This window comes from Enterobacter sp. QK-SA4, assembly GCF_056856775.1.
On sequence record NZ_JBXFXH010000007.1, the window covers coordinates 628,384 to 653,682 of the forward strand.

The following is a 25,299-nucleotide window of genomic DNA, read 5'->3' on the forward strand; positions in this document are numbered from 1 at the left end:
TATACCACTTTTGCGTGCCACTCTCCAGATTTTGCCATTAAAAAAGCCGCCCGGAGGCGGCTTAGTTGAAACGTATTTTCGCTAACTCTGCGTAGCCGGTTTGCCAATGGACTCTTTCGCCAGCTCCTCTGCCGATTTGCTTTTCAGCACCGTCCAGATAACCACTGCACCCATCAGGTCAAAGATCGCCAGCACCGCGAACAGCGGGCTGAAGCCGATGGTATCCGCCAGCGCGCCGACCACCAGTGCAAACATGGTGCTCGCGGTCCAGGCGGCCATGCCGGTCAGGCCGTTGGCGGTTGCCACTTCGTTACGACCAAAGACGTCAGACGAGAGCGTAATCAGCGCGCCGGACAGGGACTGGTGAGCAAAGCCACCGATGCACAGCAGGGCAATGGCGACATACGGGCTGGTGAACAGGCCGATCATGCCCGGGCCAATCATCAGCAGCGCGCCCATGGTCACCACCATCTTACGGGAAACGATCAGGTTCACGCCAAACCAGCGCTGGAACAGCGGTGGCAGGTAGCCGCCCACGATACAGCCCAGGTCAGCGAACAGCATTGGCATCCAGGCGAACATCGCGATCTCTTTCAGGTTAAAGCCGTAGACTTTAAACATGAACAGGGGGATCCACGCGTTAAAGGTACCCCAGGCCGGTTCAGCCAGGAAGCGCGGCAGGGCGATACCCCAGAACTGACGGGTGCCCAGGATCTGCCAGACGGTCATTTTTTTGCCGTTGTTGGTCTGATGCTGCGCTTCCTGACCGCCAATGATGTATTCACGTTCTTCTTCAGACAGTTTTTTCTGATCGCGCGGGTGTTTATAGAAAACCAGCCACGCCATCGCCCAGGCAAAGCTCAGCACGCCTGAGATGATGAACGCCATCTGCCAGCTGTGCATCACGATGGCCCACACCACCAGCGGCGGCGCTATCATCGCCCCGATGGACGAGCCCACGTTGAAGTAGCCGACGGCAATGGAACGCTCTTTTGCCGGGAACCACTCGGAGCTGGCCTTCAGACCCGCCGGGATCATCGCGGCTTCAGCCGCACCGACCGCACCGCGCGCCAGCGCCAGTCCACCCCAACTGCCTGCCAGCGCGGTTGCGCCGCAGAACACCGCCCAGGCGATGGCGAAGAAGGCATAACCGATTTTGGTACCGAGAATGTCCAGCACATAGCCCGCAACAGGCTGCATGATGGTATAAGCCGCGGAATAGGCAGCAATGATGTAGGAGTATTGCTGCGTGGAGATATGCAGCTCTTCCATCAACGTTGGCGCTGCTGCTGCCACCGTGTTACGCGTCAGGTAGCCCAGCACGGTGCCTAACGTCACCAGTGCGATCATATACCAACGTAACCCTTTAATTTTACGCATCTAAAACCTCATCGTTATGTTATTTCCGCGCCAGAGCACGGCAACCTCTCAACCGTTTCCGGGAGCAGTTGTGTAACGGGAGGGGCGTAACCAGGAGCATGTCCCGGAACGGCCCGAACCTTGCCATAAGTAAGCGTGCATAAGTCGGTATCCGTACCGTTAAACCCGATGTCTCTCACACCGGTAATGCATTCCGTCGGCTTATAGTTTGCGACGGCGAAAAGATAACTTGTCATACAGCTTTAAAAGGTGAGTGACATCACAAATGTATGATTCTTTGTGGGGACATTAATCGTCGCGCGCAAAGCCAGTACTGGCGGGGGTTGCAGAAGGGTTTACTTCATTGAGGGTAATTTATTTGTTGGCGTTTATTGATCTCACTCACGAAAAAAGCTTCGGTTGGTGGAAATTGGTGTGATAACTTTGCAGCATATGAACATACGCTTTCTGCGCTCCCGTAATGAGGAAGACGATAATGACGCCGTTTATGACCGAAGACTTTCTGTTAGATACCGAATTTGCCCGCCGCCTGTACCACGACTACGCAAAAGACCAGCCGATTTTCGACTACCACTGCCATTTACCGCCGCAGCAGGTTGCCGAAAATTATCGCTTCAAAAACCTGTATGACATCTGGCTGAAGGGTGACCACTACAAATGGCGTGCCATGCGCACCAACGGCGTGGCTGAGCGCCTGTGTACCGGCGATGCGACCGACCGCGAGAAGTTTGACGCCTGGGCGGCGACCGTTCCGCACACCATCGGCAACCCGCTTTACCACTGGACCCATCTTGAGCTCCGCCGTCCGTTTGGCATCACCGGCAAGTTGCTTTCCCCAACGACCGCGGATGAAATTTGGGATCGCTGCAACGCGCTGCTGGCGCAGGATAACTTCTCCGCGCGCGGCATCATGAAGCAGATGAACGTGAAGATGGTGGGCACTACCGACGATCCGATCGACTCTCTGGAGCATCATGCCGTTGTCGCCAAAGACACCTCTTTCGATATCAAAGTGCTGCCAAGCTGGCGTCCGGACAAAGCCTTCAACATTGAGCAGGCCACCTTCACCGACTACATGGCGAAGCTGGCGGAAGTGTCGGATACCGACATCCGTCGTTTCGCTGACCTGCAAACCGCGCTGACCAAACGTCTGGATCACTTCGCCGCGCACGGCTGCAAAGTGTCTGACCACGCGCTGGACGTGGTGCTGTTTGCGGAATCAAACGAAGCCGAGCTGGACAGCATTCTGGCGCGTCGTCTCTCCGGCGAAGGCTTAAGCGAGCACAAAGTGGCGCAGTTTAAAACGGCGGTGCTGGTATTCCTCGGTGCGGAATACGCGCGTCGCGGCTGGGTACAGCAGTACCACATCGGCGCGCTGCGCAATAACAACCAGCGCCAGTTCAAACTGATCGGCGCTGACGTGGGCTTCGACTCCATCAACGATCGTCCGCTGGCGGAAGAGCTGTCAAAACTGCTGAGCAAACAGAACGAACAAAACCTGCTGCCAAAAACCATCCTGTACTGCCTGAACCCGCGCGATAACGAAGTGCTGGGTACCATGGTCGGCAACTTCCAGGGCGAAGGGATGCCGGGCAAGATGCAGTTCGGTTCCGGCTGGTGGTTCAACGATCAGAAAGACGGCATGGAGCGTCAGATGACGCAGCTCGCGCAGCTGGGCCTGCTGAGCCGTTTTGTCGGCATGCTGACCGACAGCCGCAGCTTCCTCTCCTATACCCGTCATGAATACTTCCGCCGCATTCTGTGCCAGATGATTGGCCGCTGGGTACACGCGGGCGAAGCGCCAGCGGATATCCAGCTGCTGGGCGAAATGGTGAGAAACATCTGCTTTAACAATGCGCGTGACTACTTCGCCATTGAACTGAACTAAGGCCGTTTGAGGTTGATATGCAATACATCAAAATCCATTCGCTGGATAACGTGGCCGTCGCGCTGACGGATCTCGGTGAAGGCGACGTGGTGACCGTTGATAACCAGAGCGTCACCCTGCGTCAGGCGATCGTTCGTGGACATAAGTTTGCCCTGATCCCCATTGCGAAAGGGGAGAACGTGGTGAAGTACGGTTTGCCCATCGGCCATGCGCTGGCGGATATTGCGCCGGGTGAATACATTCACTCCCACAATACCCGCACCAATCTGAGCGATCTGGACGAGTACAGCTATCAACCTGATTTACCCGCAGAAGAACGTCAGGCGGCGGATCGTGAGGTGCAGATCTACCGTCGCGCCAGCGGCGACGTGGGGATCCGCAACGAGCTGTGGATCCTCCCGACCGTCGGCTGCGTCAACGGGATTGCGCGGCAAATTCAGACGCGTTTCCTGAAAGAGACCAACGATGCTGAAGGGACTGACGGTGTGCATCTGTTCAGCCACACTTACGGCTGCTCGCAGCTCGGCGACGACCACATCAATACCCGCACCATGCTGCAAAACATGGTGCGCCACCCGAATGCGGGCGCGGTGCTGGTGATTGGCCTCGGCTGCGAGAACAACCAGGTGGACGCCTTCCGCGACACGCTGGGCGAGTTCGATTCTGAGCGCGTGCATTTTATGGTGTGCCAGCATCAGGACGACGAAGTGGAAGCGGGCGTTGAACAGCTTCACCTGCTTTATGAGGTGATGCGCCACGACAGGCGCGAGCCGGGCAAGCTGAGCGAGCTGAAGTTTGGGCTGGAGTGCGGCGGGTCAGATGGCCTGTCCGGGATCACCGCTAACCCTATGCTGGGCCGCTTCTCGGATTACGTGATTGCCAACGGCGGCACGACGGTGTTGACCGAAGTGCCGGAAATGTTCGGCGCGGAGCGTATTCTGATGAGCCACTGCCGCGACGAAGAGACCTTTGAGAAGACCGTCACCATGGTGAACGACTTCAAACAGTACTTCATCGCCCACAATCAGCCGATTTACGAGAATCCATCGCCGGGCAACAAAGCGGGTGGAATCACCACGCTGGAAGAGAAATCCCTCGGCTGCACTCAGAAAGCGGGCGCGAGCCAGGTGGTTGACGTGCTGCGCTACGGCGAGCGCCTGAAAACCCACGGTCTGAATCTGCTGAGCGCGCCGGGCAACGATGCGGTCGCCACCAGCGCGCTGGCGGGGGCCGGCTGTCATATGGTGCTGTTCAGTACCGGTCGCGGCACGCCGTACGGCGGTTTTGTGCCAACGGTGAAAATCGCCACCAACAGCGAGCTGGCGGCAAAGAAAAAGCACTGGATCGACTTTGATGCGGGCCAGCTGATTCACGGGAAAGCCATGCCGCAGCTGCTGACGGAGTTCGTGGATACTATCGTGGAATTTGCTAACGGCAAGCAGACCTGTAACGAGAAGAACGACTTCCGCGAGCTGGCGATCTTTAAGAGTGGTGTGACGCTGTAATCGGTGCGGCCTGATGCCCTCACCCTGACCCTCTCCCACGGGGAGAGGGTACAAACACTAAAAACGGCAACCGTTGGTTGCCGTTTTGCATTTACCCTGTAGGCCCGGTAAGACGTAGCGCCACCGGGCTTTTGTTTTTAACTGCGCAGGGCGTTCTTCGCTAAACGCGCGTCTTCCGCCTGACAGGCCGCTGCGGTAAACAGCACGTCGGTAGAGGAGTTCAGCGCGGTTTCGCAGGAGTCCTGCAGCACGCCGATGATAAAGCCGACGGCCACAACCTGCATCGCAATCTCGTTCGGGATGCCGAACATATTACACGCCAGCGGGATCAGCAGCAGCGAACCGCCCGCCACGCCGGATGCGCCACAGGCACACAGTGATGCCACCACGCTCAGCAGCAGCGCGGTTGGCAGATCCACCGGAATGCCCAGCGTATGCACCGCCGCCAGGGTCAGAACGGTAATGGTGATTGCCGCGCCCGCCATGTTCACGGTTGCGCCCAGCGGGATCGACACGGAATAGGTATCGCGGTCCAGGTTCAGCTTCTCCGCCAGCGCCATGTTAACCGGAATGTTAGCCGCAGAGCTGCGGGTGAAGAAAGCATACACGCCGCTCTCGCGCAGGCAGGTCAGCACCAGCGGATACGGGTTGCGGCGGATCTGCCAGAACACCAGCAGCGGGTTGATCACCAGCGCCACCAGCAGCATACAGCCGACCAGCACAACCAGCAGCTGCGCGTAGCCCCACAGCGCGTCGAAACCGGTGGTTGCAAGCGTAGAGGAGACCAGCCCGAAAATACCGATTGGCGCAAAGCGAATCACCAGCTTCACCATAAAGGTCACGGCGTTGGACAGATCGTTGACCAGGTTTTTCGTGGTCTCGTTACCATGACGCAGCGCGAAGCCCAGACCAATCGCCCAGACCAGGATGCCAATGTAGTTTCCGCTCATCAGCGCGGTGATGGGGTTAGAAACCATGCTCATCAGCAGTCCGCGCAGCACTTCGACAATGCCGGATGGCGGCGTGATGTCACCGGCCGCGCTGGTCAGGTGCAGCGTGGACGGGAACAGGAAGCTGAACACCACGGCCGTTAAGGCCGCCGAGAAGGTTCCCAGCAGATACAGGAACAAAATAGGGCGAATGTTGGTTTTTTGTCCGTGCTGGTGGTTGGCAATCGACGCCATGACCAGCATCAGAACCAGTACCGGTGCTACGGCCTTCAGCGCGCCAACGAAAAGGGTCCCGAGCAGCCCCGTGGCCTCCGCCGCAGGTTTTGACACCATCGCCAGCAGAATACCCAGCACCAGCCCGACCAGAATTTGTTTAACGAGGCTGCCCTGCGCCAGGCGCGCGAACAGTCCGCTTGATTGTGTGCTCATACGTATTTCCTGAGTGAAATTGCGTTCCATCCCGGATGTGCTCTTAGTCACATTTATGTCCGGATGTAAGTAAATGTTTGCCTGGTCGAGTATAGGGAATGCGCGAAAGGAAGGAAGCGTAAAATGCTGGATTTTACGTGTTGCGTCATGTTTTTTAACTATTGATTAACGAAAGTGCCGGGTGGCGCTACGCTTACCCGGCCTACATTGCATTTCCCCCTCTCCCAGTGGGAGAGGGGTCGGGGTGGGGGCATCAGCCCTTTTATTCCACCTGCTGCTTCTTATCGTGCTGGCGGTTAACCCAGGTATTGATAATCAGCGTCACGATCAGAATGCCAAACACCACGCCGAGCGAAATGGCGATCGGGATATGGTAGAAATCGACGATCAGCATCTTGATACCGATAAACACCAGGATCACCGACAGACCGTACTTCAGCATTGAGAAGCGCTCCGCCGCGCCCGCCAGCAGGAAGTACATCGCACGCAGGCCGAGAATGGCGAAGAGGTTAGACGTCAGGACGATGAACGGGTCGGTGGTCACCGCGAAGATCGCCGGAATGCTGTCCACCGCGAAAATCACGTCGCTCAGCTCAACCAGAATCAGCACCAGCAGCAGCGGGGTGGCAAACAGCAGGCCGTTCTTGCGCACGAAGAAGTGCTCGCTCTCGATCTTGTCGGTCATGCGCAGATGACCGCGGATCCACTTCACCAGCGGGCGATCGCCAATCGCGGAGCCGTCCTCTTTCGCCAACGCCATTTTGACCCCGGTGAACAGCAGAAACGCGCCGAAGACGTACAGCAGCCATTCGAACTGGGTAATCAGCCAGCTGCCGGCGAAGATCATGATGGTACGCAGAATGATCGCCCCCAGCACGCCGTATACCAGCACGCGGCGCTGCAGGGCCGCAGGCACGGCGAAATAGCTGAACAGCATCAGCCAGACGAAGACGTTATCGACCGCCAGGGCTTTTTCAATCAGATAACCGGTGAGGAAGGCGAGCGCCTGAGGATCGGCCACCGCGCGGCCTTCGGTCGAGGCCAGATACCACCAGAAGGCGGCACAGAAAAGCAGGGAGAGGGTGACCCACACCAGCGACCAGGCCGCAGCCTGTTTCATGGTCATGCCGTGCGCGCCGCGACGCCCCTGCAAAAAGAGGTCGATCGCCAGCATGATGAGCACGACAACCGCGAATCCGCCCCACAACATTGGAGTGCCGACAGAATGCATACTATTTTCCTTACACATAAAAAACAAAAACGGCCATGGTCAGAAGACGATAGCCGTTAGCTTTTTATGCATAGACCTCGCCTTCCGGCAAGGTCTCACTTACAACCACGAAGGTTGCCCGGCGACCGGATGCGGTATTGCACGCATCGTAATGACGATCCACCGACGAAGAAGTTACTCCCCTTTGCAGGTAACAAAATATGTCAGACCATTGGTTTCGTCAATGGTCTGCGCCGTTTCATTACACAGCTTTACGCGATAGCTTCCGCGCTCACGCCGTCAGCCGGGAACACCACGCCTGTCTGACGGCGGATCTCCGTTTGCAGCTTCGCCGTGGTGCGGCTCACCGCAAGGCCTGGATGATTCACTTCGTTGTCTTCCACCAGACGGGCGAAGACCTCTGCCTCATAGAGCATAGTGTTAATATGCTGAGGCTGCGTCAGCTCCTGCGCTTTGCCGCCGCGCGGCACAAAACTCACCTTCTGGCACTCGGAGATCTTCTCGATAACCAGCGAGCCCGCTTCGCCCTGAATTTCGCTCGGCAGCGCGGAATCGCTCACCTTGGAGTGCTGCAGCGTGACGCTGAAATCACCGTAATCCAGCACCGCTACACCGTGTGCATCCACGCCGCTCTCCAGCAGGCTGGCGGTGGCCGTCACGCCATGCGGCTCGCCCCACAGGGCCACGGCAGAGGCCAGGCAGTAGAAACCTATGTCCATAATCGAGCCGTTAGAGAAGGCCGGATTAAAGGTGTTCGGGTTCTCGCCGTCGAGATAGCGCTGGTAGCGCGACGAGTACTGGCAGTAGTTGATAAAGGCTTTACGCACCTTGCCAATTTTCGGCAGGGACTGCTGCAGCAGCAGGAAATTCGGCAGGCTGGCGGTTTTGAAGGCTTCGAACAGCACCACCTGGTTTTCGCGGGCAAGCGCAATGGCCGCTTCCACTTCCTGGATATTTGACGCCAGCGGCTTCTCGCAAATCACATGCTTTTTATGGCTGAGGAACAGCTTCGTTTGCGGGAAGTGCAGGGAGTTCGGGCTGGCGATATACACCGCGTCAATGGCGTCGCTTTGCGCCATGTCATCAAGCGAGGTGAAGAGATGCTCAACGAGGTAATCGTTGGCAAAACTCTGCGCCTGCTCAAGGCTGCGGGAATAGACTGCGGTAAGTTTCAGTTTGCCGGTTTCGTGGGCGGCGTCGACGAACTGGCGCGTGATCCAGTTCGTACCAATGACTGCGAAACGTATCATAAACGTTTACGTACTCCGTAGCGGGGAACCTTTAGCCACTGTAGCACGTCATCATGACAATTCGCGTGCGCTATTCCGCATTACCATTTAACGATAAATGCGTAAGCCATAGTCGGGTATCAAACTCCAGCTGGTGGTACTGCGGCTCCATGTGGCAGCACAGGGAATAGAACGCTTTGTCGTGCTCTTTCTCTTTAAGGTGCGCCAGCTCGTGCACTACGATCATCCGCAGAAACGCTTCCGGCGCGTTACGGAAAACCGTCGCGACGCGGATTTCGGCCTTCGCCTTCAGCTTGCCACCCTGTACGCGGGAGACGGCGGTGTGCAGGCCGAGCGCGTTTTTCAGCACGTGGATCTTGTTGTCATACATCACCTTGTTGATCGGCGGCGCGCTCTTCAGATACCTGCTTTTCAGATCCTGCGTATACTGCCAGAGGGCCTTATCGGTCGCGAAATCGTGGGTGCCGGGATAGCGTTTTTCCAGCACCGCGCCGAGCTTCTGCTCGGCAATCAGGCTGCGAACCTGAGTCAGTAAATGCTCCGGATAGCCCTGGAGATAAGTAAGTTGGTTCATCAACGCCCCAAATCGACAATAAAACGGGTATACTCACGCACCCTTTTCAGGGATACGCCAAATTTTACCATTCAGGAGGGCCGATGAGCCACTTAGACAACGGTTTCCGTTCACTCAACCTTAAACGTTTCCCGGAAACGGATGACGTTAACCCGCTTCAGGCGTGGGAAGCGGCGGATGAATATCTGCTGCAGCAGTTGGATGAGACTGAAATCCGCGGCCCGGTTTTGATCCTGAATGACGCCTTTGGCGCGCTGGGCTGCGCCCTGGCGGAGCACACGCCTTACAGCATCGGCGATTCCTACCTGAGCGAGCTGGCGACGCGTGAAAACCTGCGCCATAACGACATCGAAGAATCCAGCGTGAAGTTCCTCGACAGCACCGCGGACTACCCGCAGGCGCCGGGCGTGGTGCTGATCAAAGTGCCAAAAACCATGGCGCTGCTGGAGCAACAGCTGCGCGCGCTGCGTAAGGTCGTGACGCCGGAAACGCGCATTATCGCGGGAGCCAAAGCGCGCGATATTCACACTTCGACGCTCGAGCTGTTCGAGAAGGTCCTCGGCCCGACCACCACCACGCTGGCCTGGAAAAAAGCGCGCCTGATCAACTGTACCTTCAGCGCACCGGAGCTGGCCGACGCGCCGGAGACCCTGAGCTGGAAGCTGGAAGGGACCGACTGGACCATCCACAACCACGCGAACGTCTTCTCCCGCACCGGGCTGGATATCGGCGCGCGTTTCTTTATGGAACATCTGCCGGAAAATCTGGAAGGTGAGATTGTCGATCTGGGCTGCGGTAACGGCGTGATTGGGCTGACGCTGTTGGCGAAGAACCCGGACGCCAGCGTGGTGTTCAGCGACGAATCGCCGATGGCGGTGGCCTCCAGCCGTCTGAACGTGGAAACCAACATGCCGGAAGCGCTGGACCGCTGCGAGTTTATGATCAACAACGCGCTGTCCGGCGTAGAGCCGTTCCGCTTCAACGCCGTGTTCTGCAACCCGCCGTTCCACCAGAAGCACGCCCTGACGGATAACGTCGCGTGGGAGATGTTCCACCACGCGCGCCGCTGCCTGAAAATCAACGGCGAGCTGTACATCGTTGCGAACCGCCACCTCGACTACTTCCACAAGCTGAAGAAGATTTTCGGCAACTGCGTCACCATTGCGACGAACAATAAGTTCGTGGTGCTGAAGGCGGTGAAGCTGGGACGTCGTCGTTAAATAACCAGTGCAAGCTGGGTGCCCTGCGCAATTGCCCGCCGCGCATCCAGCTCCATCGCCACGTCGCACCCGCCAATCAGATGCACTGTTTTACCGGCCTCGCGCAGCGGATCGGCCAGATCCCGCTTCGGCTCCTGCCCGGCGCATAAAATCACATGATCCACACGTAACAACTGCGGCTCGCCGCCGATCGTGACGTGCAGACCCTCGTCGTCGATCTTCTGGTAGCTGACCGCCGGGATCATCTTCACCCCGCGCGAGAGCAGGGTGGCGCGGTGGATCCATCCCGTGGTTTTGCCCAGCCCTTCGCCCGGTTTGCTGGCCTTGCGCTGCAGCATCACGATCTGGCGCGGGCTTTTCGGCAGCTGCGGCCCTTCCGGGCGCAGCCCGCCGGACTGGTTCAGGCTGGTGTCGATACCCCATTCCACGCAAAACTCGGCAATGTTCTGGCTGGTGGCCTCGCCCGGCTGGCTTAAGTACATTGCGGTATCAAAGCCGATCCCGCCGCAGCCGATAATCGCCACCTTCTCGCCGACCGGCGTTTTGTCACGCAATACATCCAGATAGCTCAACACCTTCGGATGATCGATACCCTCGATCGCCGGCGTGCGCGGCACGATCCCGCTCGCCAGGATCACCTCGTCGAAACCGATCAGATCCGCTGCGCTGACAAACTGGTTAAGCCGCAGATCGACGCCCGTCAGCTCGATCATCCGGCGGTAGTAGCGCAGCGTTTCATAGAACTCCTCTTTGCCGGGGATCTGTTTGGCGATATTAAACTGCCCGCCAATCTCCCCTGCTGCATCAAACAGCGTCACGCTGTGCCCGCGCGAGGCGGCATTCACCGCAAACGCCAGCCCCGCCGGGCCTGCGCCTACCACGGCCAGGCGTTTTTTACTGACCGCCGCAACGATCGGCATTTTGGTTTCATGGCAGGCGCGCGGGTTAACCAGGCAAGAGGTGACCTTGCCGACGAAGATCTGATCCAGACAGGCCTGGTTACAGCCGATGCAGGTGTTGATCTCATCCGCACGGCCGCTTTGCGCTTTGGAGAGCAGTTCGGCATCCGCCAGGAACGGACGCGCCATCGACACCATATCGGCGTCGCCTCGCGAAATCACATCGTCCGCCACCTGCGGATCGTTAATGCGGTTGGTGGTGACCAGCGGAACAGAGACTTTGCCTTTCAGTTTCCGTGTTACCCAGCTGAACGCCGCGCGCGGCACCGGCGTGGCGATAGTCGGGATGCGCGCCTCGTGCCAGCCGATGCCGGTGTTGATAATCGTGGCACCTGCGGCTTCAATCGCCTGCGCCAGCTGCACGGTTTCGTCGAACGTGCCGCCGCCTTCCACCAGGTCGAGCATCGACAGGCGGAAGACGATAATAAAGTCTGCGCCCGCACGTTCGCGCACCGCGCGCACCACCTCCACGGCAAAGCGCATCCGGCGGGCATAGTCGCCGCCCCATTCGTCGTCGCGCTGGTTGGTGCGGGCCGCGAGGAACTCGTTAATCAGGTAGCCTTCTGAGCCCATCACCTCAACGCCGTCGTAGCCCGCCTCGCGGGCCAGCGCCGCGCAGCGGGCAAAGTCGTCGATCAGCGCCAGGATCTCATCGTGGCTGAGGGCGTGAGGTTTAAAGCGGTTGATTGGCGCCTGAATGGCCGACGGCGCGACCAGGTTCGGCTGATAGCTGTAGCGTCCGGTGTGCAGGATTTGCAGGGCGATTTTACCGCCCTCGCGGTGTACCGCGTCGGTCACAATGCGGTGGTGCGGCAGTTGTGACGCATCGTTCAGGACCGCGCCGCCCTCCATGCCCACGCCGGAAGGGGCAGGGGCCACGCCGCCGGTGACAATCAGCGCCACACCGTGGCGGGCGCGCTCGGCATAGAAGGCTGCCAGACGCTCGGCCCCGTCCGGATGCTCCTCCAGCCCGGTGTGCATCGAGCCCATCAACACGCGGTTTTTGAGTGTGGTGAACCCCAGATCGAGAGGGGCGAATAACGACGGGTAGCGGCTCATAGTCTCTTCCAGTGTAAAATTATTGTTATGTGGTCGGATGAGTTACTAATTTAGCCAGCGGGGAGTAAAAGGGAAAAGGCGAATGCAGTGATTGTGATGGGATTCAAATATTGGTGTGGCCTGATGCCCTCACCCTAACCCTCTCCCACGGGGAGAGGGGACGTAATCTCCCTCTCCCTTAGGGAGAGGGCCGGGGTGAGGGGGATGTCCGCACCAGCCCCGGGGCCTGCCACATCGACGTCGTCAGCCCGCTGTCCACCAGCCCGAGCTGGTCCGCGTACACTGCCTGCCATTTCTGCATCATGCCGTCGTACAGCTCGCGGTGCTGCGGGTTCGGCGTGAACTCGCGGCTCCACTTCACCAGCCGCTCGCCCGTCGAGGCCATATCGGCAAACAGCCCGGCGCCCGCGCCGGCGGCAATCGCGCAGCCGAGCGCCGTTGCCTCTTTCACTTCCGGCACGCGCACCGGCAGCCCGGTGACGTCGCTTAAAATCTGACTCCACAGGGCGCCCTTAGCCCCGCCGCCCGCAAACACCAGGCTTTCAAACGTCACGCCGGAGAAGCGCGAGATCTGCGCCAGGTTGCAGGCCGAGACAATCGCCGCGTTCTCCTCCAGGGCGCGGAACAGCGTCGCTTTGTTGCACTTTTCCGGGTCGATGGAGAGGTTAATAAACGACGGCGCGGCGTGGTACCACTGCTTGAAATGCATCGCGTCGGAGAAGATCGGCATCACCCCGTGGGAGCCCGCCGGCACGCGGCTGGCCATCTCTTCCAGCAGGGAATAGGTGTCCATCCCCATCCGCTCGGCAATCAGCTTTTCCTCGGCGCAGAAGGCGTCGCGGAACCAGCGCATGGTCAGCCCGGTGAAGAAGCTGATCGACTCCGCCTGCGCCATACCGGGAATAACGTGTGGGTTCACGCGGATGTTCATGTCGGGGTCGGTGCGCACCTGCGGCAGATTGACCACCTGCTGCCAGAAGGTACCGCCCAGTACCGCCGTCTGGCCGGCGCGGACCACGCCCAGCCCCAGACAGCCCAACTGCACGTCGCCGCCGCCCATCACCACCGGCGTGCCTTCGCGCAGACCGCTCTGCTGCGCGGCCTCTTTGGTAATCGCGCCCAGCACGGTACCGGTCTCTTTCACCGGGGAGAGGATATCGGCGCGTAGCCCGGCCATGTCGAGCAGCGCCGGACGCCAGTCGCGAGAGAAGAGATCCAGCATGCCGGTGGTGCCCGCGTTAGACGGGTCGACCGCCAGCTCGCCGGAGAGCTTCGCCGCCAGCCAGTCGCTGATCATGGTGATGGTCGCGGCCTTGCGGTAAATATCCGGGCGATGGTGCGCCAGCCACAGCAGGCGCGGCATGGCGCTCAGCGCCAGCGTCTGGCCGGAAACCTCATACACCTCGGATTCAAAACGATCGTCGTGGATCTCTTTGAGTTCGGCCACCTCGCGGCTGGCGCGGGCGTCGACGTTGGCGCAGGCCCAGATGGCCTCGCCGTTGCGGTCATACAGCACGATCCCTTCGCGCATTGAGCAGCAGGCGACAGACTTAATATCCGCCGCGCTCAGGCGCGCACGTTCCAGCGCCTGATGAATGCACCGGCAGGCCAGCAGCCAGTTGGTCTCGAGGTCGAACTCCATCGATCCCGGCACGTTCTCCACGCTCAGGTGCTTCCACTCGGCCTGGCCGACGGCAATCTGGTTGCCCTGTAAATCGAAAATAACGGCGCGAACGCTGCCTGTCCCTGCATCTAACGCTAAAAGGTAACTCATGAGCTTGCCTCGTTGTTAGCGCAGGGCCTGCCCGTTACGTCAGGGCCAGCACCGCGCGGGCTGTCGTCTCCTCCGTCACCAGGCCATTGATACGGCGACCCTTCAGTGCGGCATAAATCGCATCGGCTTTCTCTTCTCCTCCGGCCACGCCAACGATGGTGGGCAGCTGCGCCAGTTCATCGAGCGTGACGCCCAGCAGTTCTTTGTGGATCTCCAGCTCCTCAACGCACTCGCCTTCGGCATTGAGGAAATAGCCGAGAATGTCGCCGACCGCGCCTTTGCGGGCGTACATCAGCTGTTCACCTTCGCTGATATAGCCGGATCGCAGTATCGTGGCGTCACGGCGCTGGTTCACTGAACCAATGCCGACCACTGCCACGTCGGCGGCGGTCGCGGCGAGGATCACGTCCCGTACGCTGGTCTCGCGTTTTAAGATCCCGGCAACCTCTGCGGATGACACGCGAAGCGGGGCGGGGATCATGCTGACGCTGCAGGCCGCGTCCAGCTGGCCGATACCGGTCATATACGGCCCGACGCCGCCGGAGAGCGTCACCAGGCGGATCTGCTGCGAGCTGATAAAGCCGCTCAGGTGCTGCAGGCTGCTCATGGTGGTTTCACCAAACCCCACCGCCAGCAGCTGGCCGGGCTCCAGCACGCCCATCAGCGACTGCGCCGCGCCAATGCCGAGCCGCACGTTCATCGGCGGCGTATTTAACGCGGGCATCACGCGCACCAGCTTCAGGCCAAAGCGCTGCTGTAGCTCGGTTTCCAGCGACAGGCAGCCCTCGTAGCGGGAGTTAATCTGCACGCGGATCACCCCTGACTGACGGCCTTTTTCCAGCAGGCGGGAGATCTTCAGGCGCGGCAGCCCGAGCCGCTCGCCGATGTCGTTCTGGGTTAATCCGTCGTGGTAGTAGCACCAGGCCACGCGCGCCACGAGTTCCTCTTCCGCCAGTGCCAGCCCGGCAAACCGTCCTTCTTCCGCAGTGCGTTTATCGCTCATAGTTGAACTCTTATAAAAATTTAGATCATATGTTCGTGATGGCGCGAAGGGAAAGTGTGAGCCACGCGACAAAACGGATCTTTTCGATCGTTTCTGGTTTATCTGTATCTCAATCGATAAAACTGTGATCCCTGCACGGTTGTAAATATAGTTCACCGTCTACGCTTTTGAACATTATTAAATCTAAAAATCATTTGTTCAATAGCGGAGCGATGATGACACCACTTCTCGACGCGCGGAATATCAGCAAGCAGTTCTCAGGCGTGCCGGTCTTGAAAGGCATTGATTTCACGCTGCTTGCGGGCCAGGTTCACGCCCTGATGGGCGGAAACGGCGCGGGAAAATCGACGCTGATGAAGATCATCGCCGGGGTGGAAACGCCGGACAGCGGTGAACTTTCTGTCGAGGGGCAGTCATATGCGCGGCTCACGCCCGCTCAGGCGCACAGGTTAGGCATTTATCTGGTGCCGCAGGAGCCGCTGCTGTTCCCCAACCTGACGGTGCGGGAAAACATCCTGTTCCGCCTGCCGCGCGAACGCGATCTGGAAAAGCGGCTGGCGGAGAAGCTCCAGCAGCTACAGTGCCAGCTTAACCTCGACGCCGCTGCCAGCACCCTGGAAGTGGCGGATCAGCAGATGGTGGAGATCCTGCGCGGGCTGATGCGCAACGCCAGGATCCTGATCCTCGACGAACCCACGGCCTCCCTCACGCCCGGCGAAACCGAGCGGCTGTTCCGCCAGATCCGCGCCCTGCAGGCGCTCGGCGTCGGGATTGTCTTTATCTCGCACAAGCTGCCGGAGATTCGTCAGCTGGCAAGCCACGTCTCGGTGATGCGCGACGGCGCGATGGTGCTGAGCGGTGAAACCGCGGAGTTTGACGACAGCGCCCTGATCGCCGCCATGACGCCGGTAAGCCGGGAGAAATCTCTGAGCGATACGCAAAAGCTGTGGCTGGCGCTGCCGGGCAACCGCCGCACCCAGCCGCAGGATTTCCCGGTGCTGCGCGTTGACGATCTCACCGGGGAAGGGTTTATCGATCTGAGCCTTGAGATCTACGCCGGCGAGATCGTCGGCCTGGCCGGGCTGGTGGGATCCGGGCGCACCGAGTTTGCGGAAACGCTCTACGGCCTGCGGCCGGTACGCGGTGGGCGCGTCTGGCTGGAAAACCAGGAGATCACCGGCGATCCGGTAAGTTCACGCCTGGAAAAAGGGCTGGTTTACCTGCCGGAAGACAGGCAGGTGTCCGGCCTGTTCCTCGACGCGCCGATCCGCTGGAACACGGTGGCGCTGAACGAGCCGTCGCTCTGGCAGCAGCGCAAGCGGGAGTCTGCGGTGGTGGAGCGCTATCACCGGGCGCTGGGGATCAAGCTCAACCATGCGGATCAAACCGTGCGCACGCTCTCCGGCGGCAACCAGCAGAAGGTGCTGCTGGCGCGCTGCCTGGAGGCCAACCCTTTACTGCTGATCGTCGATGAACCGACGCGCGGGGTGGACGTCTCGGCGCGCGCCGACATCTACCAGCTGATAAAAAGCGTGGCGGCGCAGAACGTGGCGGTGCTGATGATCTCAAGCGATCTTGACGAGTTTCCGGGCCTTGCGGACCGGGTGCTGGTGATGCATCAGGGCGTGCTCAGCGGCGAGCTGCCGCGCCACGCCGTCAGCCTCGACAGGATGATGGCGCTGGCGTTTGGAGGGCAATCATGAAGACCTTACTCAAAAACCGCGAGCTGAGCGCGTTTCTCGCCATTCTGGCGCTGTTCGCCGTGCTGGTGGCGCTGAACCCGTCCTACTTCAGCCTGCAGACGCTGGGGATGATCTTCGCCAGCTCGCAGATCCTGATCCTGCTGGCCATCGGCGCGGCGCTGGTAATGCTGACCCGCAATATCGACGTGTCCGTCGGCTCCATCGTCGGGCTGTCCGCCATCGCCGTTGGCGTGGCGCTTAATAGCGGCTACAGCCTGCCCGTTTCCATTCTCTTCGCGATGTCTATTGGCGCGTTGGCCGGGGCGTTCAACGGGTTCCTGGTGGTGGGGCTGCGCATCCCGGCGATTGTCGCCACCCTCGGCACGCTGGGGCTGTACCGCGGCGCGATGCTGCTCTGGACCGGCGGAAAGTGGATTGAAGGGCTGCCGCCCGGGCTGAAATCCCTCTCTGAGCCTGCCGCCATCGGCATTTCGCCGCTCGGCATGCTGGTGTTGATTATCGCCGTCGTGGGCGCATGGACGCTGTCGCGCACCGCGTTCGGGCGTGATTTCTACGCGGTGGGGGATAACCTCGCCGCCGCGCGCCAGCTGGGCGTTGCGGTGAACCGCACCCGCATGATCGCCTTTACCCTGAACGGCATGCTGGCGGCCTGCGCCGGGATCGTTTTTGCCGCGCAGATTGGCTTTGTGCCCAACCAGACCGGCAGCGGGCTGGAGATGAAGGCCATCGCCGCCTGCGTGCTCGGGGGGATTTCGCTGCTGGGCGGCACGGGCACGCTGGTTGGCGCGCTGCTCGGCGCCTTCTTCCTGACCCAAATCGACACCGTGCTGGTGCTGTTCAGGCTCCCGGCGTGGTGGAACGACTTTATCGCCGGGTTGGTGCTGCTGGGCGTTTTGGTGCTCGACGGGCGCCTGCGCCAGGCGCTGGCACGCCATCAGCGGGTGCTGAAGTACGGCCGCTTCCAGCCGGGTAACAAAGGGGGAAAGCACGTCACCCCGTTTCCCAAACGCAAAAAAGAGGTGGCGTAAATGAGGCTTAACTGGGAAAGCGCGCTGCTGATTTTGCTGGTGCTGGAGATCCTGCTCTTTGGCGCCATCAACCCGCGCATGCTCGACATCAACATGCTGCTGTTCAGCACCAGCGACTTCATCTGCATCGGCATTGTGGCGCTGCCGCTCACGCTGGTGATCGTCAGCGGCGGGATCGACATCTCCCTCGGCTCTACCATCGGCCTGTGCGCCATCGCGCTGGGCGTGATGATGCAGGCGGGGTGGCCGATGGCGGTCGCCGTTCCGCTGACGCTGCTGCTCGGCCTGCTGTGCGGATTACTTAATGCCGCGCTGATTCACTACACCGGCATCAGCCCGCTGGTGATCACCCTCGGCACGCTCTACCTCTACGGCGGCGGCGCGCTGCTGCTCTCCGGCATGGCGGGCGCGACGGGCTATGAGGGCATCGGCGGCTTCCCGGACAGCTTCACGGCGTTCGCTAACCTCACGGTGCTGGGTCTGCCGATCCCGCTGGTGCTGTTCGCGGTGATTACCGTTTTCTTCTGGCTGATTACCCACCGCGGGCGCTTTGGCCGTCACCTGTTTTTGATCGGGCAAAACCCGCGCGCGGCGCGCTATGCGGCGCTGTCGGTGAACGGCATGCCCTACGCGCTGTACGGCCTGGTGGGCGTGGCCTCGGCGATTGCCGCGCTGGTGATGGTCTCCTATTTCGGCTCCGCGCGTTCGGATCTGGGGCGTGATTTGCTGATGCCTGCGCTCACCGCCGCCGTGCTGGGCGGGGCCAATATCTACGGCGGGTCAGGTTCGGTTGTCGGTACGGCGCTGGCTGCGCTGCTGGTGGGCTACCTGCAGCAGGGTTTACAGATGGTCGGCATCCCTAACCAGGTGTCGAGCGCACTGTCAGGGGCGCTGCTGGTTGTGGTGGTGATGGGACGTTCGCTGAGTCTGCACCGCGAGTGGGTGCGTTCTCTCTTTAGAAAACTATCCGGAGCGTAAGATGAAAACAAAACTGATAGTCCTGGCAATGGCCCTCAGCTTCGCCTCGGCGCAGGCGGCGGACCGCATTGCCTTTATCCCGAAGCTGGTGGGCGTGGGGTTCTTCACTAGCGGCGGCAACGGCGCGAAAGAGGCGGGGAAAGATCTCGGCGTGGACGTGACCTACGACGGCCCGACCGAGCCGAGCGTCTCCGGCCAGGTGCAGCTCATCAATAACTTCGTCAACCAGGGCTATAACGCCATCATCGTCTCCGCCGTGTCGCCGGATGGGTTGTGTCCGGCGCTGAAGCGCGCGATGCAGCGCGGCGTCAAGGTTCTGACCTGGGATTCGGACACCAAACCGGAGTGCCGCAGCATCTACATCAACCAGGGGACGCCGGAACAGCTGGGCGGCCTGCTGGTTGAGATGGCGGGCAAGCAGGTCACCAAACCGAACGCTAAAGTGGCGTTCTTCTACTCAAGCCCGACCGTCACCGATCAGAACCAGTGGGTGAAAGAGGCGAAGGCCAAAATCGAGAAAGATCATCCGCAGTGGCAGATCGTGACGACCCAGTTTGGCTATAACGACGCCACCAAATCCCTGCAGACTGCCGAAGGGATCTTAAAAGCGTATCCGGATCTGGATGCGATCATCGCCCCGGACGCCAACGCGCTGCCGGCGGCGGCGCAGGCGGCGGAAAACCTGAAGCGGGAAGGGGTGGCGATTGTCGGGTTTAGCACGCCGAACGTGATGCGACCCTACGTTGAGCGCGGCACGGTGAAAGCCTTTGGCCTGTGGGACGTGGTGCAACAGGGCAAAATTGCGGTCAATGTCGCCGATCGCCTGCTGAAAAAAGGCGATCTTAACGTCGGCGACAGCGTGGACGTAAAAAATATCGGCGCGCTGAAGGTCGAACCGAACAGCGTGCAGGGCTACCAGTATGAGGCGAAGGGCAACGGCATCGTGCTGCTGCCGGAGCGGGTGGTGTTCACCAAAGAGAACATCAGCAAATACGATTTCTGACGGGGGAGCAAATGGCTGATTTAGACGATATCAAAGACGGCAAGGATTTTGGCATCGGCACGCCGCAGAAGAATGTGCCTTACACCCTGAAGGGCTGCGGCTCGCTGGACTGGGGCATGAAGTCCCGGCTGGCGCGCATCTTTAACCCGCAAAGCAACCGCACGGTGATGCTGGCCTTTGACCACGGCTATTTTCAGGGGCCGACCACCGGCCTTGAGCGTATCGATCTCTCCATCGCGCCGCTGTTCGGTGAAACCGACGTGCTGATGTGTACCCGCGGCATCCTCAGGAGCCAGGTGCCTGCCGCGACGAACAAACCGGTGGTGCTGCGCGCCTCCGGCGGTAACTCGATTCTTGGCGAACTCTCCAACGAGTGCGTGGCGGTGGCGATGGAGGACGCGCTGCGCCTGAACGTCTGCGCGGTGGCGGCGCAGGTGTATATCGGCAGCGAGTTTGAGCATCAGTCGATCAACAACATCATCAAGCTTGTCGATGCGGGCGCGCGCTACGGCATGCCGACGCTGGCGGTGACGGGCGTCGGTAAAGAGATGGCGCGGGACGCGCGCTATTTCTCGCTGGCCAGCCGCATCGCCGCCGAAATGGGGGCGCAGTTCGTCAAAACCTACTACGTGGACGAGGGCTTTGAAAAAGTGACCGCCAGCTGCCCGGTGCCGATTGTGATCGCCGGGGGCAAAAAGCTGCCGGAGCACGAGGCGCTGGAGATGTGCTGGCGGGCGATCGACCAGGGCGCGTCCGGCGTGGACATGGGGCGCAATATCTTCCAGTCCAGCGCGCCGCTCGCCATGCTGAAGGCGGTGAAAAAAGTGGTTCACGAGAACTGGAACGCCCGCGATGCGTTCCAGTTCTGGCAGGAAGAGAAACAGGGAGAAGCAAAATGAACGTGACGCTGGTTGAGATCAACATCAAGCCCGAGCGGGTGGACGAATTTCTGGAGGTGTTTCGCGCCAACCACGAGGGGGCAATCCAGGAGCCGGGAAACCTGCGCTTTGACGTATTGCAGGACCCGAGGGTGAAGACCCGGTTCTTTATCTACGAAGCCTATAAAGACGAAGAGGCGGTGCTGGCGCACAAGCAAACCCCGCACTATCTGGCGTGCGTGGATAAGCTTGAGGAGCTGATGTCGGAGCCGCGCAAGAAACGCAGTTTTGTGGGGCTGTTGCCGGAGTAGCGGAGTTACCCGACAGAGCCTGTCTGTCGGGTAAACACGTTGTCAGAAATTAACCTTCTGCAGTGTCATTATCAAATTATCAGCACTGTATTTACTCAGTAGCTTTTCATCCACATGGGGGAGAGGGCTTTGCAAAAAGTCCTGAAGACCTTCAAGATCATCCACGTTATAAATAAAGATTCGTGCAGGGTCGTAAAGATCCATGCTTCGAATCGACGCGTTTGTGGTAATTAATTTTTTATTGAAAATAAGTGCTTCCAAAGCACGTAGCGTTAATCCTCGTTGCTCTGGTTTATTGATTTCCAGTAAAGCAGAGGCGTGCTTCACCTTCTCAATGTTTTCGATGTAGCTAAGCCTTTTATTTTGACAGTTGTCCGGATAGCTATCATGATTATTGTATTTATCCAACAGATAAAAATCGGGTTTATAACCGCTATTCTCAAGTTCAGGCGTAAGTATTTTTAGGATTTCTGCACGAATCGGTTCATAGCCTCCAACAAAAAAACAGCGCTTATTCTCGATCTTGCTCTCTTTTTGTAACCGTTGAATTTCATGCAGGCTGAACGGTAAAAATTGCTCAATCATTGCCAGGCTATAGCGTTGGCAGTCAGCTGAGTCAAAACTAAATATTACGTCAAATACCGGGCGAACCGTTTCGATATAGTCTTCGTCTTCTTTGAGTTGACCCAGGAGGCGGCGCTTGCGTGTTAAGGCCACAACCGAATCGCGCAGGATTAAAACTTTTTTGCACTGCATGCTGGCAATATAATCCAGGAAGGGGAAAACGCTATAGCCGTTACAAATTACAATATCATCTGGTTTTATCGCTGATAATTTAACTGCACAATGAAAACGTTTATGCCATTTTTTTAACAGCGTACCGGGCATAAGGGCATTAACTGATTTATAGCGCCGCATAATACGATTAATTTTCATGACGGGATAATCCTTCGCCAGAGAATTAAGCATCATAATTTCAAAATCATTTACCCATTCCAGAAAATAGTAGCGCATGGTCCCTCAAGGTTGATGGTCGATTTTTTCCAAATGATATCCTATTCCAAAGGGAGAATCATTATGCCGGTATGCTGAGGTTGTATTGCTTTTGTAGGCCGGGTAAGCGCTAGCGCCACCCGGCGTTGTTCAGGCCAGCACCAGATCCGCAATTATCGCAGCAAGCGCTTTGCGCGGCTCACCCTGAATAGCCTGAAGGGGGAAGGGTAGCGCGGGCGTTTCCACTTTCCCCAGCATTTCTGCCGCTGCCGCTACCACCCGCAAACTACCATAATGGCGGAACAGCGCCCAAAGCGGCTCCAGCCGCTCGGATTGTGCCGACTCTTTCGAACGGGCAATCGCCAGCGCTGTTTGCGGAAACAACCCGCCGACCACCGAGTACCAGACGTCAAACCCGGCCTGCAGGGCGGAGGCCGCTCGCCAGTCACCGGCGATGCCCAGCGTGACGGTATCCGGAAGACGAGCGCGTACCTGCGCCAGGTCCTCCGGCACGCGGCCAAGCTTTATGGACCCTATATTCGGCAGGGCCGCGGCGGCAAATAACAGTTCATCGCTAAACGAAAAACCAGTCGTGGCGGGATTATCGTAAATGCACAGCGGTACGGAGATCTGGCGGGTCACCGTCTCATAGAGATGAAACACTTCGTCTTCCGTTAATCGCTGGTACGACACGGGTGCCAGCAGTACGCCGGAGACTCCTGCCGATTGCGCGTCGTCAGCCAGACGCAGAATATCGTCCAGCCGCAATGCGCCTATGCTGACGATGACCGGAATGTCATCAGCATGCGCCACCGCGCAGCGTGCGATCCGACCGCGCTTTTCAACGGTCAGATAGGCGTAACTTCCCGTTGAGCCCAAAATGCCCAGTGAATCCACGCCAGCGTCGACCACGGGGCGCAGAAGATTGATGAAGGCGTGCTCGTCAAACGTCCCCTCTTTCAGGGGCGTTAACGGAAACGCGCTTAACCCGTGAAACATCGTGTTGTCCTTCTTTGAAAGTATTAAACGGCTCACTGCCGTCGGCCAGCGAGCCAGAATAAGCAAAGAGATTTCACCGCCAACCAGAATGATGTAGCGAAGACTCACCGCGCGGAAATATCCACCACCGGATTCAGGGGAGCCGTTCACTTCGCCAGGACACGGGAATGGGACAATCAAGTTATTGCATGTGAACGAGGGCTTATCAACCCTGACGGTCGATGAGACGATGGCAGAGTTTCACCGGTAACAACCGCCCGGTGGCGTGTAGCGTCCGGGCCTACAAAAACACAGCCTGGGCTCCGCTTTTTACTTTATTACGCCCGCGATCCTATCCATCAGGTAGGGAAAGAAGGGATTTGACGTGATACGCATTAAGGAGTCCATATCCGCGAGCAAAACGGCACGCTCGCCTCTGACTCTTAAAATTCCAAGGCTGAGCCCATAGCGATTCGGTTCATACGGTTCACTTCCATATAAGGAATCATGTACAGGAAAAGGGAGTGCAACATGTGATAAAGAAAAAACATCTCGCGGATACAGCAGGTTAAGTGGCTGAACGTCTGCTGTTGTTGTGTGTGCTAAGTGTGTCGAAGCCACCATCTTCATGCTCTCTGAAGAGGCGTTTTTGACAATAGTCGTCGTAAAGGTACGCTCTGGCGTTGCCAGCAAATGCGATAGCGCACGATCGGAAGAGTGACGAAAGAGTGCACGAAAATTGACCGCGCGATTAATATCAAATAAAACCAGTTCGCTACCGTTATCCGGTAGGTTTTGATGAAGAACATCCAATACTGCTCTGGTGCTGACCGTGGAATCCAGAACGGATTGAAACGTTAGTACGTGAGGAAATTCTTTCCAGCGCGAACTTGAATTGCGCCGGTTAAGCTCGCGTTTTAATGACTCGGTAAGTAGATAAGCCTGTCGTGCGCCATTCACGGGAAAAGAATTATATTTAAAAGGATTAAATTCGGGGACCAGACCTAACCATGCCGCACGAGAAAAGGCCGGGAGAAAGGCCGTCCATTCGGCCATTCCCGAAAAGCGAGCAAAGCGACTTACCCCTATCATGGGGGAAATAAGGACTATTTGTTGTGGCTTCCTCAAACTACTGTCGTCAAGGGCGTCGAGGGCATATTTCATGGCCAGTGCCCCACCATTTGAAAAGCCAACAATATGCAGAGGCGTACCGGCATTTGTCATTTTCGTCGCCTCGCGCACGGCAAGGCGTGTTGCAGCCAGCCAGTCCTGCCATTTAACATCCGTTAAAGCCCCTGGTACGGTGCCATGGGCAGGTAAACGGATCCCGATTGCGACAAATCCTGCTTGTTGATACAGCCGGGCAATATGCTGCAAACTGTATGGGGAGTCCGTTAGCCCGTGCAATAACACGACTGCACCTCTCGGTTCCGTCTTTGTCTGCATGATGTAGGATCGATTCCAGTCCGTGGGAAGATTATCTGGATACACCGGGCTTAACGAGTTATAACGATTTAAACTCGTTGTATCATGATCGGCTTGCTTCATGACGACATGCTTATGGACCTCCATAAAGAGGGTGTTTTCGGCATTGATATAATCATCCCAGTCGGCTCGATCGATATCTTTTTCACGCAATTCATTCGGGACATACGTATGCCATGGCTGGAGTTCACCGCTACGCTGAAGCCAATAAAACAGGCCTATCATTACGCAAATCATGACGCCAACCAAAATAAATATAAAACGCTTTATTAGAATTAAAGTTTTCTTGCGCATGATTTCTCTAAGCTATGGATAGTATGCAATATGGTTATAACTAAACCAGATACCTGCCGTCATTTTTTAAGAGACAGCATGGTTAACTTTGGATGCATATTACAGTGTTTGGCGTTGCATCATTTATGCTTTTATCCATTGTACAATCAGTAATGAGTTAATGGCGAAATTGATATGGGCGACTATTGATAACATAATAAGAAGTGCGGCTAAAAATAACACTTTTAAATTGAGTGTGCGTCTTTTTTTTAAGTTTTCATCTAGCCATACCATATTTCTTATTTTGTTTTTTTGATATAAGTACATTACTCCCATAGATAAATATAAAACTGGTATGATAATGCTCGCAGAATTTATCTGCAACAAAAGTAATTCACTGCCAATTAATGCAAAAAGCCATGAGATAAATAGTAGCATGATTTCCTC

At 58.0% G+C, this 25,299-nt stretch carries 21 protein-coding genes; 9 read left to right on the forward strand and 12 right to left on the reverse strand.

What is annotated here, in order from left to right; all coding sequences use genetic code 11:
- Positions 1-81: 81 nt before the first annotated feature.
- Entirely contained in the window at positions 82-1,380 is a 1,299-nt protein-coding gene (locus AC1VYI_RS04595; protein WP_029739665.1) for an MFS transporter, read from the reverse strand.
- Positions 1,381-1,855: 475 nt separating this feature from the next.
- Here AC1VYI_RS04595 and uxaC point away from each other — a divergent pair, with 475 nt between their 5' ends.
- Together uxaC and AC1VYI_RS04605 are read left to right on the forward strand one after the other, a co-directional pair.
- Positions 1,856-3,268 carry a glucuronate isomerase gene (uxaC, locus tag AC1VYI_RS04600; protein WP_226484352.1) on the forward strand — a complete coding sequence of 471 codons (1,413 nt, stop codon included), beginning with the start codon at positions 1,856-1,858 and terminating at the stop codon, positions 3,266-3,268.
- Positions 3,269-3,285: 17 nt separating this feature from the next.
- Positions 3,286-4,773, forward strand: coding sequence for a UxaA family hydrolase (locus AC1VYI_RS04605; protein ID WP_134867121.1), 1,488 nt, complete (start codon positions 3,286-3,288; stop codon positions 4,771-4,773).
- A 137-nt stretch (positions 4,774-4,910) separates the two neighbouring features.
- On the opposite strand, the gene sstT is transcribed toward AC1VYI_RS04605, so the two are convergent.
- The 4 genes from sstT to AC1VYI_RS04625 form a co-directional block, all read right to left on the reverse strand.
- Complete coding sequence (gene sstT / locus AC1VYI_RS04610; protein ID WP_023309284.1) at positions 4,911-6,152, reverse strand: serine/threonine transporter SstT; 1,242 nt, start codon at positions 6,150-6,152, stop codon at positions 4,911-4,913.
- A 262-nt stretch (positions 6,153-6,414) separates the two neighbouring features.
- Entirely contained in the window at positions 6,415-7,383 is a 969-nt protein-coding gene (locus AC1VYI_RS04615) for a TerC family protein (RefSeq protein WP_023309283.1), read from the reverse strand.
- 251 nt (positions 7,384-7,634) lie between these two features.
- Positions 7,635-8,633 carry a Gfo/Idh/MocA family protein gene (locus tag AC1VYI_RS04620; RefSeq protein ID WP_045354014.1) on the reverse strand — a complete coding sequence of 333 codons (999 nt, stop codon included), beginning with the start codon at positions 8,631-8,633 and terminating at the stop codon, positions 7,635-7,637.
- Positions 8,634-8,703: 70 nt separating this feature from the next.
- Positions 8,704-9,207: a YgjP-like metallopeptidase domain-containing protein gene (locus AC1VYI_RS04625; protein WP_023309281.1), complete on the reverse strand. Its 504-nt coding sequence runs from the start codon at positions 9,205-9,207 to the stop codon at positions 8,704-8,706.
- 83 nt (positions 9,208-9,290) lie between these two features.
- Between AC1VYI_RS04625 and rlmG the strand changes: the two genes are divergently transcribed.
- Complete coding sequence (gene rlmG / locus AC1VYI_RS04630; RefSeq protein ID WP_045354012.1) at positions 9,291-10,427, forward strand: 23S rRNA (guanine(1835)-N(2))-methyltransferase RlmG; 1,137 nt, start codon at positions 9,291-9,293, stop codon at positions 10,425-10,427.
- Here rlmG and AC1VYI_RS04635 read toward each other — a convergent pair.
- The 3 genes from AC1VYI_RS04635 to lsrR all read right to left on the reverse strand — a co-directional run bounded on the left by AC1VYI_RS04635 (position 10,424) and on the right by lsrR (position 15,222).
- The gene (locus tag AC1VYI_RS04635) at positions 10,424-12,445 is read right to left on the reverse strand and encodes an NADPH-dependent 2,4-dienoyl-CoA reductase (RefSeq protein ID WP_134867122.1); all 2,022 of its coding nucleotides are present in this window, start codon (positions 12,443-12,445) and stop codon (positions 10,424-10,426) included. The two genes, rlmG and AC1VYI_RS04635, sit on opposite strands and share 4 nt — an antisense overlap.
- A gap of 178 nt (positions 12,446-12,623) precedes the next feature.
- Positions 12,624-14,219 carry an autoinducer-2 kinase gene (gene lsrK, locus AC1VYI_RS04640; protein ID WP_045354008.1) on the reverse strand — a complete coding sequence of 532 codons (1,596 nt, stop codon included), beginning with the start codon at positions 14,217-14,219 and terminating at the stop codon, positions 12,624-12,626.
- Positions 14,220-14,253: 34 nt separating this feature from the next.
- On the reverse strand, positions 14,254-15,222 hold the full coding sequence (gene lsrR, locus AC1VYI_RS04645) for a transcriptional regulator LsrR (protein WP_023309277.1): 969 nt from the start codon (positions 15,220-15,222) through the stop codon (positions 14,254-14,256).
- A 215-nt stretch (positions 15,223-15,437) separates the two neighbouring features.
- Between lsrR and lsrA the strand changes: the two genes are divergently transcribed.
- Genes lsrA through lsrG form a run of 6 tightly spaced genes read left to right on the forward strand, consistent with a single transcriptional unit; the run spans position 15,438 to position 21,123 of the window.
- Positions 15,438-16,925 (forward strand): autoinducer 2 ABC transporter ATP-binding protein LsrA, encoded by a 1,488-nt coding sequence (gene lsrA / locus AC1VYI_RS04650; RefSeq protein ID WP_134867422.1) that lies wholly within the window; start codon positions 15,438-15,440, stop codon positions 16,923-16,925.
- The gene (lsrC, locus tag AC1VYI_RS04655) at positions 16,922-17,953 is read left to right on the forward strand and encodes an autoinducer 2 ABC transporter permease LsrC (RefSeq protein ID WP_134867123.1); all 1,032 of its coding nucleotides are present in this window, start codon (positions 16,922-16,924) and stop codon (positions 17,951-17,953) included. The genes lsrA and lsrC overlap by 4 nt, the downstream gene beginning before the upstream one ends.
- Positions 17,954-18,931, forward strand: coding sequence for an autoinducer 2 ABC transporter permease LsrD (lsrD, locus tag AC1VYI_RS04660; protein ID WP_045353999.1), 978 nt, complete (start codon positions 17,954-17,956; stop codon positions 18,929-18,931).
- Between the two features lies 1 nt (position 18,932).
- Complete coding sequence (lsrB, locus tag AC1VYI_RS04665; protein WP_063409585.1) at positions 18,933-19,934, forward strand: autoinducer 2 ABC transporter substrate-binding protein LsrB; 1,002 nt, start codon at positions 18,933-18,935, stop codon at positions 19,932-19,934.
- Between the two features lie 11 nt (positions 19,935-19,945).
- Positions 19,946-20,833, forward strand: a complete 888-nt coding sequence (lsrF, locus tag AC1VYI_RS04670; protein ID WP_134867124.1) for a 3-hydroxy-5-phosphonooxypentane-2,4-dione thiolase — start codon at positions 19,946-19,948, stop codon at positions 20,831-20,833.
- On the forward strand, positions 20,830-21,123 hold the full coding sequence (gene lsrG, locus AC1VYI_RS04675; RefSeq protein WP_008503162.1) for a (4S)-4-hydroxy-5-phosphonooxypentane-2,3-dione isomerase: 294 nt from the start codon (positions 20,830-20,832) through the stop codon (positions 21,121-21,123). Before lsrF ends, lsrG begins: the two co-directional genes overlap by 4 nt.
- Positions 21,124-21,165: 42 nt before the next feature.
- On the opposite strand, the gene AC1VYI_RS04680 is transcribed toward lsrG, so the two are convergent.
- The 4 genes from AC1VYI_RS04680 to AC1VYI_RS04695 all read right to left on the reverse strand — a co-directional run bounded on the left by AC1VYI_RS04680 (position 21,166) and on the right by AC1VYI_RS04695 (position 25,290).
- Positions 21,166-22,137 (reverse strand): WaaS/CpsH family glycosyltransferase, encoded by a 972-nt coding sequence (locus AC1VYI_RS04680; protein ID WP_134867125.1) that lies wholly within the window; start codon positions 22,135-22,137, stop codon positions 21,166-21,168.
- 129 nt (positions 22,138-22,266) lie between these two features.
- Positions 22,267-23,115, reverse strand: coding sequence for a dihydrodipicolinate synthase family protein (locus tag AC1VYI_RS04685; protein ID WP_134867126.1), 849 nt, complete (start codon positions 23,113-23,115; stop codon positions 22,267-22,269).
- Between the two features lie 309 nt (positions 23,116-23,424).
- Positions 23,425-24,873 carry an alpha/beta hydrolase gene (locus AC1VYI_RS04690; protein WP_134867127.1) on the reverse strand — a complete coding sequence of 483 codons (1,449 nt, stop codon included), beginning with the start codon at positions 24,871-24,873 and terminating at the stop codon, positions 23,425-23,427.
- Positions 24,874-24,996: 123 nt separating this feature from the next.
- Positions 24,997-25,290 (reverse strand): hypothetical protein, encoded by a 294-nt coding sequence (locus AC1VYI_RS04695; RefSeq protein ID WP_023333518.1) that lies wholly within the window; start codon positions 25,288-25,290, stop codon positions 24,997-24,999.
- Positions 25,291-25,299 lie beyond the last annotated feature (9 nt).